Origin of the sequence: Streptomyces sp. NPDC088746 (genome assembly GCF_044751065.1) — a bacterium.
Taxonomy (GTDB): Bacteria; Actinomycetota; Actinomycetes; order Streptomycetales; family Streptomycetaceae; genus Streptomyces.
Genome location: NZ_JBIVLA010000002.1, coordinates 499,060 through 514,785, shown reverse-complemented (window position 1 = coordinate 514,785; position 15,726 = coordinate 499,060). Strand labels below are relative to the sequence as shown.

The window sequence follows — 15,726 nt, the reverse complement described above, 5'->3', positions numbered from 1 at the left end:
CCCCACCCGGGCGGGGGGCGGCCCCACCCGGGCGAGGCCCCACCGGACGGGGACGGCCCACCCGGGCGAGGAGCGGCCCCACCTGGAAGAAGCCGGGTCCGTCGCCCGCGCGCGAGGCGGCTAACGTGCCGCCTATGACGACTGCACTGATTACGGGCGCGACGGCGGGGATCGGGGCCGCCTTCGCGCGGCGGCTCGCGAGTGACGGGCACAATCTGGTGCTGGTGGCCCGTGACACGGAGCGGCTGCGGGCCCAGGCCACGGAGCTGCACGACGGACACGGCATCGAGGCCGAGGTGCTGACGGCCGATCTGTCCACGGACAGCGGCATCGAGGCGGTCGCGGCACGGCTGACGGACCGTGTGAGCCCTGTCGACCTGCTGGTCAACAACGCGGGCTTCGGCAACAAGGGGCGCTACCTCGACGTCCCGGTGGCCGACGAGCTGACGATGCTGAAGGTCCACTGCGAGGCGGTGCTGCGTCTGACCTCGGCCGCCGCCGGCTCGATGCGGGAGCGCGGTCGCGGCGGGGTGGTCAACGTGGCCTCCGTCGCGGCGTTCCTGCCGCGGGGGACGTACGGGGCGTCGAAGGCCTGGGTCGTCCAGTTCACCCAGGGCGCCGCGAAGGACCTGGCGGGCTCGGGGGTGCGGCTGATGGCGCTGTGCCCGGGCTTCGTACGGACCGAGTTCCACGAGCGTGCCGGGATGGGGACGGGCAACATCCCGGACTGGATGTGGCTCGACGCGGACAAGCTGGTGGCCGCGGCCCTGGAGGACCTGGCGCGGGGCAGGTCGGTGTCGATCCCGGACCCACGTTACAAGGCCCTGATGGGTCTGGTGAAGCTGACGCCCCGCAGTCTCCTCGGCGGGGTCACGTCCCGCGCGGGCCGGAGTTACGGACCTCAGTAGGCGAGCACGGAGAACGCACCGAGGCCCGGTGCCCCCGCGACGGGGGTACCGGGCCTCGCTGTCCTGCGGAGCCGTACTAGTGGCTGTGGCCGTGGCCGCCGTGACCGGCGTCGGCCTCTTCCTCGGCCGGCTTCTCGACGACCAGGGTCTCGGTCGTGAGCAGCAGCGACGCGATGGACGCGGCGTTCTCCAGGGCGGAGCGGGTGACCTTGACCGGGTCGATGACGCCGGCCTTCACCAGGTCGCCGTACTCGCCGGTCGCGGCGTTGAAGCCCTGACCCTTGTCGAGCTCGGAGACCTTCGAGGTGATGACGTAGCCCTCGAGGCCCGCGTTCTCCGCGATCCAGCGGAGCGGCTCGACGGCGGCGCGGCGCACGACCGCGACACCCGTGGCCTCGTCGCCGGTCTTGCCGAGGTTGCCCTCGAGGACCTTGACGGCGTGGACCAGAGCGGAGCCACCACCGGAGACGATGCCCTCCTCGACCGCGGCGCGGGTCGCGGAGATGGCGTCCTCCAGACGGTGCTTCTTCTCCTTGAGCTCCACCTCGGTGGCCGCACCGACGCGGATCACGCACACGCCGCCGGCCAGCTTCGCGAGGCGCTCCTGGAGCTTCTCGCGGTCCCAGTCGGAGTCCGTGGACTCGATCTCGGCCTTGATCTGGTTGACGCGGCCCTTGACGTCGGCGGAGTCGCCGCCGCCGTCGACGATGGTCGTGTCGTCCTTGGAGACGGTGACGCGGCGGGCGGTGCCCAGCACGTCCAGACCGGCCTGGTCGAGCTTGAGGCCGACCTCCTCGGCGATGACGGTCGCACCGGTGAGGGTGGCGATGTCGCCGAGCATGGCCTTGCGGCGGTCACCGAAGCCCGGGGCCTTCACCGCGACGGCGTTGAAGGTGCCACGGATCTTGTTGACGACGAGGGTGGAGAGCGCCTCGCCCTCGACGTCCTCGGCGATGATCAGGAGCGGCTTGGAGGCGCCGGCCTGGATGACCTTCTCCAGCAGCGGGAGCAGCTCCTGGATGGAGCCGATCTTGCCCTGGTGGATCAGGATGTACGGGTCGTCGAGGACGGCCTCCATACGCTCCTGGTCGGTCACCATGTACGGGGACAGGTAGCCCTTGTCGAAGGCCATGCCCTCGGTGAACTCGAGGTCCAGACCGAAGGTGTTGGACTCCTCGACGGTGATGACACCGTCCTTGCCGACCTTGTCCATCGCGTCCGCGATGAGCTCGCCGACCTGCGGGTCCTGCGCGGAGAGCGCGGCCACGGCGGCGATGTCGGCCTTGTCGTCGATCGGGCGGGCGGTCGCGAGGAGGTCCTCGGACACGGCCTTCACGGCGGCGTCGATGCCCTTCTTCAGGGCGGCCGGGGACGCGCCCGCGGCGACGTTGCGCAGGCCTTCGCGGACGAGGGCCTGGGCGAGCACGGTGGCGGTGGTGGTGCCGTCACCCGCTACGTCGTTGGTCTTGGTCGCCACCTCCTTCACCAGCTGGGCGCCGAGGTTCTCGTACGGGTCGTCGAGCTCGACCTCGCGCGCGATGGTGACACCGTCGTTGGTGATGGTGGGGGCGCCGAACTTCTTGTCGATGACGACGTTGCGGCCCTTCGGGCCGATCGTCACCTTCACCGTGTCGGCAAGCTTGTTGACGCCGCGCTCAAGGGCGCGACGGGCGTCCTCGTCGAACTTCAGAATCTTCGCCATGGGCTGAGCTGTCCTCTCAAACGAACTGCGCCCCTCGCCGCCCGGCTAGTTATTTCGCAGGGGGCCAGGGGCGCAGAACAGAAGCAAACGTGGGTGAATTACTTCTCGACGATCGCGAGAACGTCGCGCGCCGAGAGGACGAGGTACTCCTCGCCGTTGTACTTCACCTCGGTGCCGCCGTACTTGCTGTACAGAACGACATCGCCGGTCTTGACGTCGAGCGGAAGGCGCTCGCCGTTCTCGAAGCGGCCCGGGCCCACGGCCAGGACGACGCCCTCCTGGGGCTTCTCCTTGGCGGTGTCCGGAATGACCAGGCCGGAAGCCGTGGTCTGCTCGGCGTCGAGCGGCTGGACCACAATGCGGTCCTCGAGCGGCTTGATCGCAACCTTGGAGCTGGTGGTCGACACGATCCGGTCTCCCCCTTCGGAGATCTCACGGGGTTTAACAGTCTGTGGGGTGGCGACCAGACCGATCCGTCGTCGCGGGTGCCGGACCTGCCCTGTCGCGCGGTTGTGCTGGCACTCTCCATCGGGGAGTGCCAGCACTGACACTATGACCGCGATTAGCACTCGGTCAAGCGGAGTGCCAATTCACCACCCTCGCGTGGCGCCGTGGGACCGGCGCACGCCCCGGACAACGCGGGAGATCTCCGCAGGGTTCCGTACGGCGGATGACCGCCCGTCAGACGTAGTCCTCCAGCCTGGCCACGGCGTATCCCTTGTCGGTGACCGTCTTCATGACGTTGCGGATCATGTCGGCCATGGAGCCGTCCCAGTCCTCACGTCCCCGGAAGTGGGTGAGGATGATGTCGCCGGGGTGCAGGTCCCGGTCCCACTCGCGCCACTCCATGTGGTCGGGGAACGCCTCGGCGGCCCACAGGGGCACGGCCTTGATGCCGCAGGACTTGGCGATGCGCAGGGTGTCGCCGTTGTAGTTGCCGTACGGCGGGCGGAAGAGGGTGGGCCGCTTCCCCAGGAACTTCTCGATCTTGTCCTGCGAGCCGCAGATCTCCCGTTGCTGCTCCTCCCGGGAGAGCCCCGGGAGATAGCGGTGGTTGAGGGTGTGGTTGCTGAGGGTGACACCCCGGGCCTGCATGTCCTTGAAGTACCCGTAGTCGTCGCTGACTTCGTAGTCGCTGAGGAAGGCGCTGTACGGGATGTCCAGCTCCGACATCATCCGCAGCAGTTCAGGGTCCTTCTCCGCGCCGTCGTCCATCGTGAGGAAGACGATCCGCTCCTCGGTCGGCACGGTGGTGAAGACCGGCGGCAGATCCTCCCCGCCCTCGACCTCGAAGCCCTTACGGGTGGTGATGCGCGGCTTCTCGGCCGGCGGCGCGGGTGCGACGAGCGGGACCTTGGCCAGGCCCCACTTCCTCGCGACGGCGGTGCGGGCGGCGACCGCCCGCTTCAGCCGCTCGGCCCGGGCCTTCGCCTTCGCCTCGGCCGCGGCGGGGCCCGCCTGCGCGGCGGCGGCGCCCGGCTGCCCGGCCACCGGCTTCTGCCGCCCGGCGGACGCTTCGTCCGCGCCGTCACCGCACCCGGAGGCGGCGGCACCCACCAGCAGGGCGACCAGGACCGCGCAGACCGGTCTGTGGCGCTTCGGGACTCTTTTGTCGTTTTGTCGTACTAGCTGCATGGCGCCGCATCCTGCCACCGGGCCACCGGCCGTCTCCGGCGACACCTCCGGGGGGCCCGCCGGGTCCCCCGGCTGGCTCACAATGGACTGGTGAACGCCCTTCCCCCTGCCGGTCAGGCCGACCAGGCCGACCCGCTCTCCGCCTTCGCCGCCCTCCGCACCCCCGAGGGCGCGGCGCTCCTGGACGAGCTGCGCGACCACGACCCCGCCCGGGAGCTGGCGACCGCGACCCGGCTGCGCCGCACGCACCCCGCCGCCCTCGTGTCGGCGGCGCTCGGCCAGGCGCGGCTGCGTCAGCGCGCGGTGGCGAAGTTCGGGGCGGCGGACGCGTACCGCATGTTCTTCACCCCCGACGGCGTGGAGCAGGCGACCCGCACCTCGGTCGCCGGCTACCGGGCCGGGCGGTTCGCGGAGCTCGGCGTACGGAGCGTCGCCGACCTGTGCTGCGGCATCGGCGGGGACGCGATCGCGCTGGCCAGGGCGGGCGTCTCGGTCCTGGCGGTGGACCGCGATCCGCTCACCGCCCAGGTCGCCCGCGCCAACGCCGAGGCGCTCGGCCTCCAGGACCTCGTCGAGGTGCGGTGCGCCGATGTCACGGAGGTCGACACCTCCCCGTACGACGCGGTCTTCGTCGACCCCGCGAGGCGCGGCGGGCGGGGCAGGATCTTCGACCCCGAGGCCTACTCACCGCCGCTCTCCTGGGCGACCGGGGCCGCGCTGAAGGCCCCCCGCGCCGCGCTGAAGATCGCCCCCGGCGTCCCGCACGAGGCGATCGAACCGCGGGCCGAGGCCGAGTGGATCTCGGACGGCGGGGACGTGAAGGAGGCCGTGCTCTGGTTCGGCGAGGGCTTCGCCCCGGGCACCTTCCGGGCCACGCTGCTCCCCTCCCGCACCACCCTCGCCTCCGACGGCCCGCTCCCCGCCCCGCCGGTCGGTCCCGTCGGCCGCTATCTGTACGAGCCGGACGGCGCCGTCATCCGCGCCCATCTGGTGGCCGACATCGTGGAACGGTGCGGGGGCAGGCTGATCGACGAGACGATCGCGTACGTCACGAGCGACCGGCCGTACGAGTCCGACGCCACGGCCGCGTACGAGATCACCGATCAGCTGCCCTTCAACATGAAGAAGCTGAAAGCCCTGCTGAGGGAGCGTCAGGTGGGCGTGCTGACCGTGAAGAAGCGCGGCTCGGCCGTCGAACCGGAGGAGCTGCGCCGCAAGATGAAGCTCCAGGGGCCGCACGCGGCCACCGTCTTCCTGACCCGGGTGGCCGGGGCCCCGACGATGCTGATCGGGCACCCCGTGAAGCGGAGCTGATCAGCGGTCCGCCGCGACCAGCGCTTCCGCCGGGGCCCCGGCGGGCATCCGCAGCACCCAGCGGCGGTGGGCGAACGCCTTCACCAGGCCGGTCAGCCCCGTCAGCCAGGCGAGGAACCCGAGCCCCATCAGCCAGGCCACCAGGCCGTACGTCTCCTGACCCGCCCTGGCGGTCGCCGGGACGGCCACACAGCCGAACAGGCCCGCCGCGCAGAGCGTGAACGACATCAGCAGCCACGCGAGGCTCGCCCGCGGCCGGCGCAGCAGCTTGTCCCCCTCCGGGTCGCGGTCCAGCGCGCCCCATTGCACGAGCAGGCGGTGGACCCGCACGTCCCTGGCCACGCCCACGGCCATGAGGACGGCAGCGGGAACCAGCACCGCGGCACCGACGGCGAGGCAGATGACCGCCGGGATCGCACCGAGGGCGTCCAAGGCGTCCTCGAACATAAGGAACGCCGAGCCCGCCAGGGACCAGCCGAGCGCGGCGACCCCCGCCCACATCCACAGGATTCCGAGCCGCCCGGGTCCGATGAACATCTTCACCAACTCGCCGAGGACGACTGCCCGGTCCCTCAGCAGGGCGTCGCGGTCGGGCCACGTACGTGTCTCCACGGGCGGAGGAGGCGGCGGAAGCGGTGAACGACTGGGCATGGCCCCGAGGTTACCGAGCGCGCACCCGCCCGAGGACGGTGGGACGGGCCTGGGTCAGGTCAGCGGGTACGACGTGCGGCCGGACGCCTCGTCGATCTCGTCGTGCGCCTTGGTGAGCAGCTTCATCGCCAGCTCGTTGAGCGCACGGGCACCGGCGATCTCCTCGCCGACCCTCGGCTGCTCCGCGTCGGAGGGGTGACGGCTGGCGTACCCGTGGGCCCGCACCTCGGTCCCGTCGCTCAGCCGCACCATCGCGGCCGCGCGGGTCCGGTGGGTGTCCTCCTCGAATTCCAGCTCGATGTGCCAGCCGACCGTGGTCTCCATCATGTCGGTCACCTCCCGGGATTCCTGCTTCCAGGGTGCGCCCGATCCCCCGCCCGCGCACGGCGTGCGGCGCCGCACGCCTCAGGCGTCCCGCAGAGCCTGCACGTCCAGCTTCCGCATCCCCATCATCGCCTTCATCACGCGGTCGGCCTTGGCCCGGTCGGGATCGCCGAGCAGCTCGGGCAGCGCGCGCGGGACGATCTGCCAGGACAGGCCGTACCTGTCCTTCAGCCACCCGCACATGCTCTCCTCACCGCCGTCGGTGAGCTTCGCCCACAGGGTGTCGACCTCCTCCTGGTCGGCGCAGTCCACGCTGAGCGAGACGGCCTCGCTGAAGGTGAACTCCGGGCCGCCGTTGAGGCCGAGGTACTCCTGTCCGGCGAGCACGAAGTCGACGGTCAGCACCGAGCCCGCCTTCGGGGACCCCTCGTTCCAGTAGGTGATGTCCTCGATGCGGGAGTCCCCGCCGAACACCGAGACGTAGAACTCCGCTGCTTCCTGGGCCTGGTCGTCGAACCACAGACAGGGCCTGATCTTCTGCACGGTCGCTCTCCTCGCTCCACGAACGTCGTCGTTCGCTGTGCAAGGTAGACCGGCTCCGCGCCGGAAATTCATCGGAACACGCGCCGCGCGGGAGTACGTCAGCCGACCGCCGGACCCAGGGATTCGAACCGCCACCGGTGCACCGGGCGGCTGATCAGCCCGGCCTCCGGCTCGGGCAGCTCGGGCAGCTCGTCGTCGTATCCCGCGTCCCACCAGGTCAGCACGAGCACCCGGTCCTGCGGGGCCCGCAGCAGCTCGCTGCGCAGCGGCTCCCGGACCAGCCCGGACGCCTGGGACCTGGCCCACTCCAGCAGCTCCGCGCCGCGGCCCTCGGCGGCGCGGGCCTCCCACATCAGGGCGACGGTCATGAGTAGAGGTTGTCCTTGCTGACCTCGTGCACATGGTCGTGGCTGTGGCTGTGGCTGTGTCCGTGGACACCCGGCACATGGGTCTCCGTGACCGGCAGCGAGGAGTCCGCCGAGAGGTCCAGGTCCGACACCGGCCGGTTGCGCGCGACCATCTCCGCGCCCAGCGCGGCGACCATGGCGCCGTTGTCCGTGCAGAGCCCCGGCCTGGGAACCCGCAGCCGGATGCCCGCCCTCTCGCACCGCTCCTCGGCGAGCGCCCGCAGCCGCGAGTTGGCCGCCACGCCGCCCCCGATCATCAGGTGGTCGACGCCCTCGTCCTTGCAGGCCCGGACGGCCTTGCGGGTGAGGACGTCCACGACGGCCTCCTGGAAGGAAGCCGCCACGTCCCGTACGGGTACGTCCTCGCCGGCCGCGCGCTTCGCCTCGATCCAGCGCGCCACGGACGTCTTGAGCCCGGAGAAGGAGAAGTCGTACGCGGGATCGCGCGAGCCGGTCAGTCCGCGGGGGAACGCGATCGCCTTCGGGTCGCCCTCCCTGGCCAGCCGGTCGATGACCGGGCCGCCGGGGAAGCCGAGGTCCAGCACCCGGGCGATCTTGTCGAACGCCTCGCCCGCCGCGTCGTCGATGGTCGCGCCCAGCGGCCGTACGTCGCTCGTGATGTCCGGGGCCAGCAGCAGCGAGGAGTGCCCGCCGCTCACCAGCAGCGCCATCGTCGGCTCGGGCAGCGGGCCGTGCTCCAGCTGGTCGACGCAGATGTGCGAGGCCAGGTGGTTCACCCCGTACAGCGGCTTGTTCAGCGCGTACGCGTACGCCTTGGCGGCCGACACACCGACGAGCAGCGCCCCGGCGAGCCCGGGGCCGGCCGTGACGGCGATGCCGTCGAGGTCGCGGGCGCTGATCCCGGCGTCCTTCAGGGCGCGCTCGATGGTGGGGACCATCGCTTCCAGGTGGGCGCGGGAGGCGATCTCGGGGACGACACCGCCGAAGCGGGCGTGCGTCTCGACGCTGGACGCCACGGCGTCGGCGAGGAGCGTCGTGCCGCGCACGATGCCGACTCCGGTCTCGTCGCAGGAGGTCTCGATACCGAGTACGAGCGGTTCGTCAGCCATCAGTCTGTCTCTGTTCCTTGTACGGTCAGCCGCATGACGAGTGCGTCGATGTTCCCCGGCTGGTAGTAGCCACGGCGGAAGCCGATGGGTTCGAAGCCGAAGCGTTCGTAGAGTTTCTGCGCGCGGGTGTTGTCGACACGGACCTCCAGGAGCACGGCGGCGCACTCGAAGGCCGTGGCGTGCCGGAGCAGGTCGGTGAGGAGTTCGGATCCGAGGCCGCCGCCCCACTGGCCGCGGCTCACCGCGATCGTCTGGACGTCGGCGAGGTCACCGGCCGAGGCGAGGCCCGCGTAGCCGACGATCCGGCCGTCGACGGAGTCCTCGGCGACGACGTAGCGGTGGGTGGCCCGGGGCCCGCGCGCGCGGGCCAGCTCGGACCAGAACATGCCGGCGGACCAGGCGTCGTCGGGGAACAGCTCGTGTTCCAGCTCAAGCACCGGTTCGATGTCCCACCAGCGCATCTCGCGGAGCACAGCGGTCGCGGTGGTCACTTGGGGGTGACCACCTTGTAGTTCTTCGGGACCTGGGCGTCGGGCCTGCGCAGATAGAGCGGCTGCGGCGGCAGCAGTGCGGCGCCGGAGGCCAGCCGCTCAGCGGCCAGGGCGGCGAGCGCGGCGGCGGAGACGTGTTCCGGGCCGCGCGCGTTGGGGAAGGCCTCGGGGTAGAGCAGCGCGCCCGCGCCGACGACGGGCAGTCCGGCGAGCCGGTCCGCGATGTCGGCGGGCCGGTCGACGGCGGGCTCGCCGTCCCGGGTGCGGAAGTCCTCGTACCGCGCCCAGTAGACCTCCTTGCGGCGCGCGTCGGTCGCCACGGCGAACGGGCCTTCGAGGCCGTCCATTCCGGCGGCGTACGCGAGGGCGTCCAGCGTGCAGAGTCCGTGCACCGGCACCGAGAGGGCGGAGGCGAAGGTCGCGGCGGTGACGAGGCCGACGCGCAGCCCGGTGTAGGGGCCGGGTCCGACGCCGACGGCCAGGTCGGTCACGGCGTCGAGCTTCACCCCGGCCTCGGCGAGGACCCGGTCGACGGCGGGCAGCAGCAGCTCCCCGTGCCTCCGGGCATCGACCTGGCCCGTCCCGGCCACGACGGAGGACCCGTCGTGGAGGGCGACGGTGACGGCGGGGGTGGCGGTATCCATGGCGAGCAGCAGCACACAAACAGCCTACGGCTCCGCCGACCCGGTCACGGCAGCCCGTACGACGTCCCGGTCTCGCCTGCCGCTGCTGGTACCGTCGCCGGGTATACGCGTGTACGACGTAAATGCTTGTACGACATGCGACGGACGGCATGTGAAAGGGGACCTCACGGTGGCAAGGGGCAGCTCGGGAATCGTGGCCGGGCTCACTGCCGCGGCGTTGGCCGCGGTCTGTTTCCTCGCCTACCAGGCGTCGGCCAACGCGCCCGACTCGGTCGCCGCGCCCTCGGACAAGCCCTCCGGGACGACGGCCGCCCCCTCCGCGAAGCCGAAGCCGCCGAAGGAGCCGCTCGCGGTCCCCGCGGACTCCGACACCGGGACCCGCGTCGTGTACGCGCTGAAGGACCGCCGGGTGTGGATCGTGGACGACAAGGAGAAGGCCCTCCGGACGTTCACCGTCATGCCGAGCTCGGTGAACCCGCTGCCCGGCGTCTACGCGGTGACCTCGCGCTCCGGCAGCATCAAGGGCTCGGACGGCGTCCCGATCGAGCACGTGGTGCGTTTCGCGAACGTCGGCGACGTCTCCGTGGGCTTCAGCGCCGCGCAGGACAACTCGATGGAGAGCCCCGACCCCACGATGAAGACCGGCGGCGTCCGCATGAAGCGCGCCGACGGCAACGCGCTGTGGACCTTCGCCACGGTCGGCGTGAAGGTCGTCGTCGTCCCCTGAGGGCCGCTTCGAGGGCCTTAAGCGGCGTCGCGCCCCAAGTCCTCGGCGTCGCCCTCATCGGCGTGCTCGTCGTGGGGCGGTGTCGACACCGCCGTCGCGGCGGCGCAGGAGGCCAGCAGGTCCTTCATCGACACCGCGGACACCGACGGTGATTCCGCCTGCGACGGCTGCGGCTGCACTTCACGCTCGGGTCCCGGCATGGATGCCTCCTCGTGCTTCGGTGAGAGGCGTGGTTAGGTAGACCTAACAAGCCCCTGTATCCCATGTGACCACGAGGGGCCGCCCCGGCGCAACATTTTACCGACGTCCTGTCGGAAAGCGTCGGGAAGCGTCGGGAAGCTCGGGAAGCTCGGGAAACAGGGGCACGGAAGCCGCTCGCCCCTCAGAGCTCCTCCCGGAGCGCCGCCAGCTCCGTGTCCAGCCCCGACCAGCGCGCGCCGATGCCCGTCAGGGTCACCGCGCGGCGCTCGTCGTCCGTGTCGCCGACCGCGCGGTCGATCACCACCCGCAGCCGGTCCTCCGAGAGTTCCTCGACCTTGCCGTCGCCCCACTCCACGACGATCACCGACTCCGGCAGCGACACGTCGAGGTCCAGGTCCTCCATCTCGTCGAGACCGCCGCCCAGGCGGTACGCGTCGACGTGGACCAGGGCGGGGCCCTCGCCCAGCGGCGGATGGACCCGGGCGATCACGAAGGTCGGCGAGGTGACGGCACCGCGTACCCCGAGGCCCTCACCGAGGCCGCGGGTCAGGGTGGTCTTGCCCGCGCCGAGCTCGCCGCTGAGCATCACCAGGTCGCCGGGGGCCAGCACACCGGCGATCCGGCGGCCCAGCTCCTTCATCTCTTCGGGGGACTCGACGGCGACGTCCAGGGTGACGGTGCCCGGTTCGACGGTGCCGGCCACGGGGCCGTTGTGCGCTGCTTCCATGCCGACCAACGGTAGAGGATCAGCACCCCTCGGCCGGAACGGCTCCGATCCGCACCAGCAGGTCCGCGAGGCGGTCGGTCACCGTCTCGGGGTGCTCCAGCATCACCAGATGACCGGCGTCCGGCACGATGACCAGCTCCGCGTCCGGAAGCTCGTCCGCGATGGCCTCGCTGTGCGAGCTCGGCGTCACGAGGTCCTTGTCACCGGCCAGGATCAGCACCGGAAGCCCGCGGAAGGCGGGGAGGGCCTCGCTCTTGTCGTGCTCCGTGAAGGCCGGGTAGAACTCGGCGACCACGTCGATCGGGGTGGACTCGATGAGCCGCTCCGCGAACCGCGCGACCGCCGGGTCCACGTCCCGGGACCCGAACGAATACCGCTTGATCAGCCCCGCGAACAGGTCGGCGGTCGCCCGCCGCCCGCGCTCCACCAGCTCCGCCTGCGAGCCGAGCGCCTTCAGGACCCCGGGCAGCACCCGGCGCACCGCGTTCACGCCCGCCACCGGCAGCCCGAAGTTCACCTCGCCGAGCTTGCCGCTCGACGTGCCCACGAACGCGACCGCGGCCACCCGGTCGCGGATCAGCTCCGGATACCGGTCGGCGAGCGCCATCATCGTCATGCCGCCCATGGAGTGCCCGACCAGCACCAGCGGGCCCTCGGGGGCCGCCGCGTCGAGGACCGCCTTGAGGTCACGGCCGAGCTGGTCGATGCCGACCGGTACGCCCTCGCCCTGCGCCTTGCCCCGCTCGGACCGGCCGTGGCTGCGCTGGTCCCAGTAGACCGCGCGGACCAGGCCGCGGAGCGCCGCCCGCTGGAAGTGCCAGGAGTCCTGGCCGAGGCAGTAGCCGTGGCTGAAGACGACGGTCAGGGGCGCGGGGTCCTTGCTGCCGAAGAGCCTGCGCCGGCGCGTGCCGGAGCCCGCGGGGGTGCTCACCCCGGCGCCCACGCCCGCGCGGCCCGTCCCGCCGTCCGGCTCGATCTCGTCGACCTCGTAGTACAGCTCGGTGCCGTCGTCGGCGACCGCCCGGCCGGGCTGCCCGCGCAGCGAGCCGTACGGGCCGGAGGCGTCCAGTGCGAGGCGGGCCTTCTTGCGCATGCCCCGGCCGACGGTGAGCCGCTCGACGGCGACACCCGCGGCCGCGCCCGCGGCGATGACGCCTATCGCCGCCCCGGCGACGCCCGCCCGGCGCCAGCCGGCCGCCGCGACGGCCGCCGTCGCCACCACGTCCTCGGCGCTGGTCTCGCTCACCGTGCCGTGCTCCTTCGTCGTCGATGTGGTCGGGTCCTGCCGGGCCGGGGTGTCAGTCCCGGTCCGAGTCCCCGTGGAGATGGACGCGGGGGACGCGTGAGCCGATGCGTGTGACGATCTCGTACGCGATCGTGTCCGCCGCCCGCGCCCAGTCCTCGGCGCTCGGTTCGCCCCGGTCGCCCGGCCCGAACAGCACCGCCTCCGCGCCCGCTTCGAGGACGTCGCCCCCGAGGTCGACCACGAACTGGTCCATCGCCACCCGGCCCGCGATCCTGCGCACGGCGCCCCCGACGAGGACGGGGCCCCGGCCGGAGGCGTGGCGCGGGATGCCGTCCGCGTAGCCGACCGGCACCAGGGCGAGCGTCGTCTCGGCGGAGGTCGTGTAGTGGTGCCCGTAGCTGATGCCGTGGCCAGGGGGAACCTGCTTGACCAGTGCGACGGAGGCGGCGAGCGTCATGACGGGCCGCAGCCCGAAGTCGGCCGAGGTGCCCAGCTCCGGGCTGGGCGAGATGCCGTACATCGCGATACCGGTGCGGACGAGATCGAAGTGGGACTCGGGCACCGTCAGCGTCGCCGGGGAGTTGGCGATGTGCCGCACCTCGGGGCGGACGCCCTCCTTCTCGGCGTACGCCACCAAGTCGCGGAAGACGTTCAGCTGGGCGGCGATCGACGGGTGGCCGGGCTCGTCGGCGCAGGCGAAGTGCGACCAGAGGCCGGTGACGCGCAGGATGCCCGCGTCCTCGGCGGCGCGGGCGGCCGAGACGAGCGCCGGCCAGTCGGCGGGCTGGCAGCCGTTGCGCCCCAGGCCCGTGTCGGCCTTGAGCTGGACGCGGGCCGCGACCCCCGCCTCCGTGGCGGCGGCGACGACCTCGTCGAGCGCCCACATACCGCTCACCGAGACATCGATATCGGCCTCGACCGCCTCGCGCCAGGGGCCGCCCGGCGTCCACAGCCAGCACAGCACCCGGCCGCCGATCCCGGCCGCGCGCAGCGCGAGCGCCTCCTGCGGGGTGGCGGTGCCCAGCCAGGCCGCACCGGCCTCCAGAGCCGCCCTGGCGCAGGGCAGCGCCCCGTGGCCGTACGCGTCGGACTTCACCACGGCCATGAGCTGCGCCCCGGACGCCCGCGCGCGCAGTTCCCGCACATTGGCGCGCAACGCGGCGAGGTCGATCTCGGCACGGGCTCTCAGGGTCGCTGTCTCGTTCATCGCGCCCAGTCTCTCAGAGCCGTACGCCTGTGCCCTCGACCCTCTGTGCCCGGTGAGGCGGTCAGCGGTGGTCCAGGGCGTGCTCCAGATGCTCGACGAGGACCGGGACATGGCTGACCGGGACGTCCTTCACCGCCGTGACGAGGGTGACGGCGCCGCCCCGGCGCAGCAGCGCGAGCAGCTGCTCGACGGCCTCGGTGTGCGCCGGGTCGCCGAGTTCGGTCCGGTAGCGGTCCACGAAGTCGTCGTACCGGGTGCCGCGGTCCTCGTGGTACCAGGTGCGGAGTTCCTTCGAAGGCGTCACGTCCTTGGCCCACAGGTCCACCGCCGCGTGCTCCTTGGAGATCCCCCGTGGCCAGAGCCGGTCGACGAGCACGCGGGTGCCGTCGTCCTCCTCCGGAGGGTCGTAGACCCTGCGTACGCGGATTCCGCTGCCGCTGCCCACGACCGACCACCTTCCGTTCCCGTGCTTCCAGCCTGGATCAGGCCCGCACGTCCCGCCAGGCAGCCGGTACGGCGTCCGCGACGTCCTGGGCGGTGACCGGCGCCCCGTCGGAGGTCCGGCGGGCCGCGAGCCCGTGCAGATAGGCGCCCACCGACGCGGCGTCGCGCGGGGCGAGGCCCGCGGCCAGCAGCGAACCGGTCAGCCCGGAGAGCACGTCGCCGCTGCCCGCCGTGGCCAGCCAGGACGTCCCGGTCGGATTGACCCGCACGGGCGTGTTCCCGGCCTCCGCGACGAGGGTCGTCGAGCCCTTCAGCAGCACCGTGGCGCGGTAGCGCGCGGCAAGCTCCCGTACGGCGGCGAGCCGGCCCGCCTCGACCTCCTCGCGCTCCACGCCCAGCAGCGCGGCGGCCTCACCGGCGTGCGGGGTGAGGACGGTGGCGGCGGTCCGCTCCCGCACGGCCCCGGCGTCCATCAGCCGCAGCCCGTCCGCGTCGACCAGCACGGGCACGTCCGCGGCCAGCACGTCGGACACCGCGGTCGCGGCCTGCGAGCCGTCGCCCAGCCCGGGCCCGACCACCCAGGCCTGGACGCGCCCGGCCTTCGACGGCGGCCCGGGGTGCACCAGCGTCTCCGGGAAGCGGGCGATCACCGCGTCGGCCCCGGGGCCCGCGTACCGCACGGCTCCGGCGCCGCCCCGCAGCGCCCCCGCGACGGCGAGCACGGCCGCGCCCGGGTACCGCTCGGAGCCCGCGGCCACCCCGACGACCCCGCGCCGGTACTTGTCGCTCTCGGCGTCAGGTACGGGCAGCAGCGCGGCCACATCGGCGTACTGGAGGGCCTCCAGGTCGGGGCGCGCGGGCAGCCCCGCCGCCAGTCCGATGTCGACGAGCCGGAGGGCGCCCGCGTGTTCTGCGGCCGGGTCGATGAGCAGCCCCGGCTTGTACGTACCGAAGGTGACCGTCGCGTCCGCCCGTACGGCCGCGCCGAGCACTTGGCCGGTGTCCGCCTCGACCCCGCTCGGCAGGTCCACCGCCAGCACGGGCGCGTGGCCCCCGGTGACCGCGCGGACCAGCTCGGCGGCCTCGGGGCGCAGGCCGCCGCGGCCGCCGATCCCGGTGATCCCGTCGACGACGAGGTCGACGGGGGACAGCCCGTCGGGGGTGTCCAGGACCTGCCCGCCGGCGGCCAGCAGGGCGGCGAGTGCGGCCCGGTGGACCTTGTCCGGCGAGGTCAGCACGGCCCGCACGCCGGCTCCGCGCCGGGCCAGCCGGGCCCCCGCGTACAGCGTGTCGCCGCCGTTGTCGCCGCTGCCGACGAGCAGCAGCACCCGGGAGCCGTAGACCCGACCGTTGCGCCGGAGCAGGTCACCGCAGGCCACCGCGAGCCCGGCGGCGGCGCGCTGCATCAGCGCGCCCTCCGGGAGCCGTGCCATGAGCGCCTTCTCGGCGGTCCTTACGGTCTCGACGCTGTAGGCATGTCGCATA

At 72.5% G+C, this 15,726-nt stretch carries 19 protein-coding genes; 3 read left to right on the top strand and 16 right to left on the bottom strand.

Going from position 1 to position 15,726, the window contains the following annotated elements:
- Nucleotides 1–134: 134 nt before the first annotated feature.
- A complete protein-coding gene (locus ACIP63_RS09890) occupies nt 135–908 on the top strand; it encodes an SDR family NAD(P)-dependent oxidoreductase (protein ID WP_401513117.1) in 774 nt (257 codons plus the stop codon).
- 76 nt (nt 909–984) lie between these two features.
- Here ACIP63_RS09890 and groL read toward each other — a convergent pair whose 3' ends face one another.
- The 3 genes from groL to ACIP63_RS09875 form a co-directional block, all read right to left on the bottom strand.
- Nucleotides 985–2,610: a chaperonin GroEL gene (groL, locus tag ACIP63_RS09885; RefSeq protein ID WP_358973399.1), complete on the bottom strand. Its 1,626-nt coding sequence runs from the start codon at nt 2,608–2,610 to the stop codon at nt 985–987.
- A 98-nt stretch (nt 2,611–2,708) separates the two neighbouring features.
- Entirely contained in the window at nt 2,709–3,017 is a 309-nt protein-coding gene (gene groES, locus ACIP63_RS09880) for a co-chaperone GroES (protein ID WP_003966899.1), read from the bottom strand.
- 274 nt (nt 3,018–3,291) lie between these two features.
- Nucleotides 3,292–4,245: a polysaccharide deacetylase family protein gene (locus ACIP63_RS09875; RefSeq protein WP_401513113.1), complete on the bottom strand. Its 954-nt coding sequence runs from the start codon at nt 4,243–4,245 to the stop codon at nt 3,292–3,294.
- A 90-nt stretch (nt 4,246–4,335) separates the two neighbouring features.
- Here ACIP63_RS09875 and ACIP63_RS09870 point away from each other — a divergent pair, with 90 nt between their 5' ends.
- Nucleotides 4,336–5,559: a methyltransferase domain-containing protein gene (locus tag ACIP63_RS09870; protein WP_401513111.1), complete on the top strand. Its 1,224-nt coding sequence runs from the start codon at nt 4,336–4,338 to the stop codon at nt 5,557–5,559.
- On the opposite strand, the gene ACIP63_RS09865 is transcribed toward ACIP63_RS09870, so the two are convergent.
- From ACIP63_RS09865 to tsaB, 7 genes are all read right to left on the bottom strand, one after another.
- Entirely contained in the window at nt 5,560–6,210 is a 651-nt protein-coding gene (locus ACIP63_RS09865) for a hypothetical protein (RefSeq protein ID WP_401513108.1), read from the bottom strand. It abuts the gene before it with no gap.
- Between the two features lie 54 nt (nt 6,211–6,264).
- Entirely contained in the window at nt 6,265–6,537 is a 273-nt protein-coding gene (locus ACIP63_RS09860; protein WP_104791830.1) for a DUF1876 domain-containing protein, read from the bottom strand.
- A gap of 78 nt (nt 6,538–6,615) precedes the next feature.
- The gene (locus tag ACIP63_RS09855) at nt 6,616–7,077 is read right to left on the bottom strand and encodes a VOC family protein (RefSeq protein WP_401513105.1); all 462 of its coding nucleotides are present in this window, start codon (nt 7,075–7,077) and stop codon (nt 6,616–6,618) included.
- Nucleotides 7,078–7,175: 98 nt separating this feature from the next.
- On the bottom strand, nt 7,176–7,445 hold the full coding sequence (locus ACIP63_RS09850; protein WP_401513103.1) for a hypothetical protein: 270 nt from the start codon (nt 7,443–7,445) through the stop codon (nt 7,176–7,178).
- Nucleotides 7,442–8,554 (bottom strand): tRNA (adenosine(37)-N6)-threonylcarbamoyltransferase complex transferase subunit TsaD, encoded by a 1,113-nt coding sequence (tsaD, locus tag ACIP63_RS09845; RefSeq protein ID WP_401513100.1) that lies wholly within the window; start codon nt 8,552–8,554, stop codon nt 7,442–7,444. Before tsaD ends, ACIP63_RS09850 begins: the two co-directional genes overlap by 4 nt.
- Complete coding sequence (gene rimI, locus ACIP63_RS09840) at nt 8,554–9,045, bottom strand: ribosomal protein S18-alanine N-acetyltransferase (protein ID WP_401513097.1); 492 nt, start codon at nt 9,043–9,045, stop codon at nt 8,554–8,556. Before rimI ends, tsaD begins: the two co-directional genes overlap by 1 nt.
- Complete coding sequence (gene tsaB, locus ACIP63_RS09835; protein WP_401515043.1) at nt 9,042–9,689, bottom strand: tRNA (adenosine(37)-N6)-threonylcarbamoyltransferase complex dimerization subunit type 1 TsaB; 648 nt, start codon at nt 9,687–9,689, stop codon at nt 9,042–9,044. Before tsaB ends, rimI begins: the two co-directional genes overlap by 4 nt.
- Nucleotides 9,690–9,882: 193 nt before the next feature.
- On the opposite strand from tsaB, the gene ACIP63_RS09830 reads away from it, so the two are divergent.
- Nucleotides 9,883–10,416: a hypothetical protein gene (locus ACIP63_RS09830; protein WP_401513094.1), complete on the top strand. Its 534-nt coding sequence runs from the start codon at nt 9,883–9,885 to the stop codon at nt 10,414–10,416.
- A 17-nt stretch (nt 10,417–10,433) separates the two neighbouring features.
- Here ACIP63_RS09830 and ACIP63_RS09825 read toward each other — a convergent pair whose 3' ends face one another.
- The 6 genes from ACIP63_RS09825 to ACIP63_RS09800 form a co-directional block, all read right to left on the bottom strand.
- Nucleotides 10,434–10,616: a hypothetical protein gene (locus ACIP63_RS09825; protein WP_401513092.1), complete on the bottom strand. Its 183-nt coding sequence runs from the start codon at nt 10,614–10,616 to the stop codon at nt 10,434–10,436.
- 182 nt (nt 10,617–10,798) lie between these two features.
- Nucleotides 10,799–11,344: a tRNA (adenosine(37)-N6)-threonylcarbamoyltransferase complex ATPase subunit type 1 TsaE gene (gene tsaE, locus ACIP63_RS09820; RefSeq protein ID WP_401513089.1), complete on the bottom strand. Its 546-nt coding sequence runs from the start codon at nt 11,342–11,344 to the stop codon at nt 10,799–10,801.
- A 19-nt stretch (nt 11,345–11,363) separates the two neighbouring features.
- Nucleotides 11,364–12,590 (bottom strand): alpha/beta fold hydrolase, encoded by a 1,227-nt coding sequence (locus ACIP63_RS09815; RefSeq protein WP_401513087.1) that lies wholly within the window; start codon nt 12,588–12,590, stop codon nt 11,364–11,366.
- Nucleotides 12,591–12,642: 52 nt separating this feature from the next.
- A complete protein-coding gene (gene alr, locus ACIP63_RS09810) occupies nt 12,643–13,797 on the bottom strand; it encodes an alanine racemase (RefSeq protein WP_401513085.1) in 1,155 nt (384 codons plus the stop codon).
- A 61-nt stretch (nt 13,798–13,858) separates the two neighbouring features.
- Complete coding sequence (locus ACIP63_RS09805) at nt 13,859–14,242, bottom strand: DUF488 domain-containing protein (protein ID WP_401513082.1); 384 nt, start codon at nt 14,240–14,242, stop codon at nt 13,859–13,861.
- A 37-nt stretch (nt 14,243–14,279) separates the two neighbouring features.
- Entirely contained in the window at nt 14,280–15,725 is a 1,446-nt protein-coding gene (locus tag ACIP63_RS09800; protein ID WP_401513079.1) for an NAD(P)H-hydrate dehydratase, read from the bottom strand.
- Nucleotide 15,726: the final 1 nt, after the last annotated feature.

What these genes read in the sequence shown, in the direction of transcription:
- ACIP63_RS09865 (WP_401513108.1), bottom strand. Translation starts at nt 6,210, where the DNA reads ATGCCCAGTCGTTCACCGCTTCCGCCGCCTCCTCCGCCCGTGGAGACA.
- ACIP63_RS09890 (WP_401513117.1), top strand. Translation starts at nt 135, where the DNA reads ATGACGACTGCACTGATTACGGGCGCGACGGCGGGGATCGGGGCCGCC.
- ACIP63_RS09875 (WP_401513113.1), bottom strand. Translation starts at nt 4,245, where the DNA reads ATGCAGCTAGTACGACAAAACGACAAAAGAGTCCCGAAGCGCCACAGA.
- alr (WP_401513085.1), bottom strand. Translation starts at nt 13,797, where the DNA reads ATGAACGAGACAGCGACCCTGAGAGCCCGTGCCGAGATCGACCTCGCC.
- ACIP63_RS09800 (WP_401513079.1), bottom strand. Translation starts at nt 15,725, where the DNA reads ATGCGACATGCCTACAGCGTCGAGACCGTAAGGACCGCCGAGAAGGCG.
- tsaD (WP_401513100.1), bottom strand. Translation starts at nt 8,554, where the DNA reads ATGGCTGACGAACCGCTCGTACTCGGTATCGAGACCTCCTGCGACGAG.
- ACIP63_RS09825 (WP_401513092.1), bottom strand. Translation starts at nt 10,616, where the DNA reads ATGCCGGGACCCGAGCGTGAAGTGCAGCCGCAGCCGTCGCAGGCGGAA.
- ACIP63_RS09850 (WP_401513103.1), bottom strand. Translation starts at nt 7,445, where the DNA reads ATGACCGTCGCCCTGATGTGGGAGGCCCGCGCCGCCGAGGGCCGCGGC.
- groL (WP_358973399.1), bottom strand. Translation starts at nt 2,610, where the DNA reads ATGGCGAAGATTCTGAAGTTCGACGAGGACGCCCGTCGCGCCCTTGAG.
- tsaE (WP_401513089.1), bottom strand. Translation starts at nt 11,344, where the DNA reads ATGGAAGCAGCGCACAACGGCCCCGTGGCCGGCACCGTCGAACCGGGC.
- tsaB (WP_401515043.1), bottom strand. Translation starts at nt 9,689, where the DNA reads ATGGATACCGCCACCCCCGCCGTCACCGTCGCCCTCCACGACGGGTCC.
- ACIP63_RS09860 (WP_104791830.1), bottom strand. Translation starts at nt 6,537, where the DNA reads ATGATGGAGACCACGGTCGGCTGGCACATCGAGCTGGAATTCGAGGAG.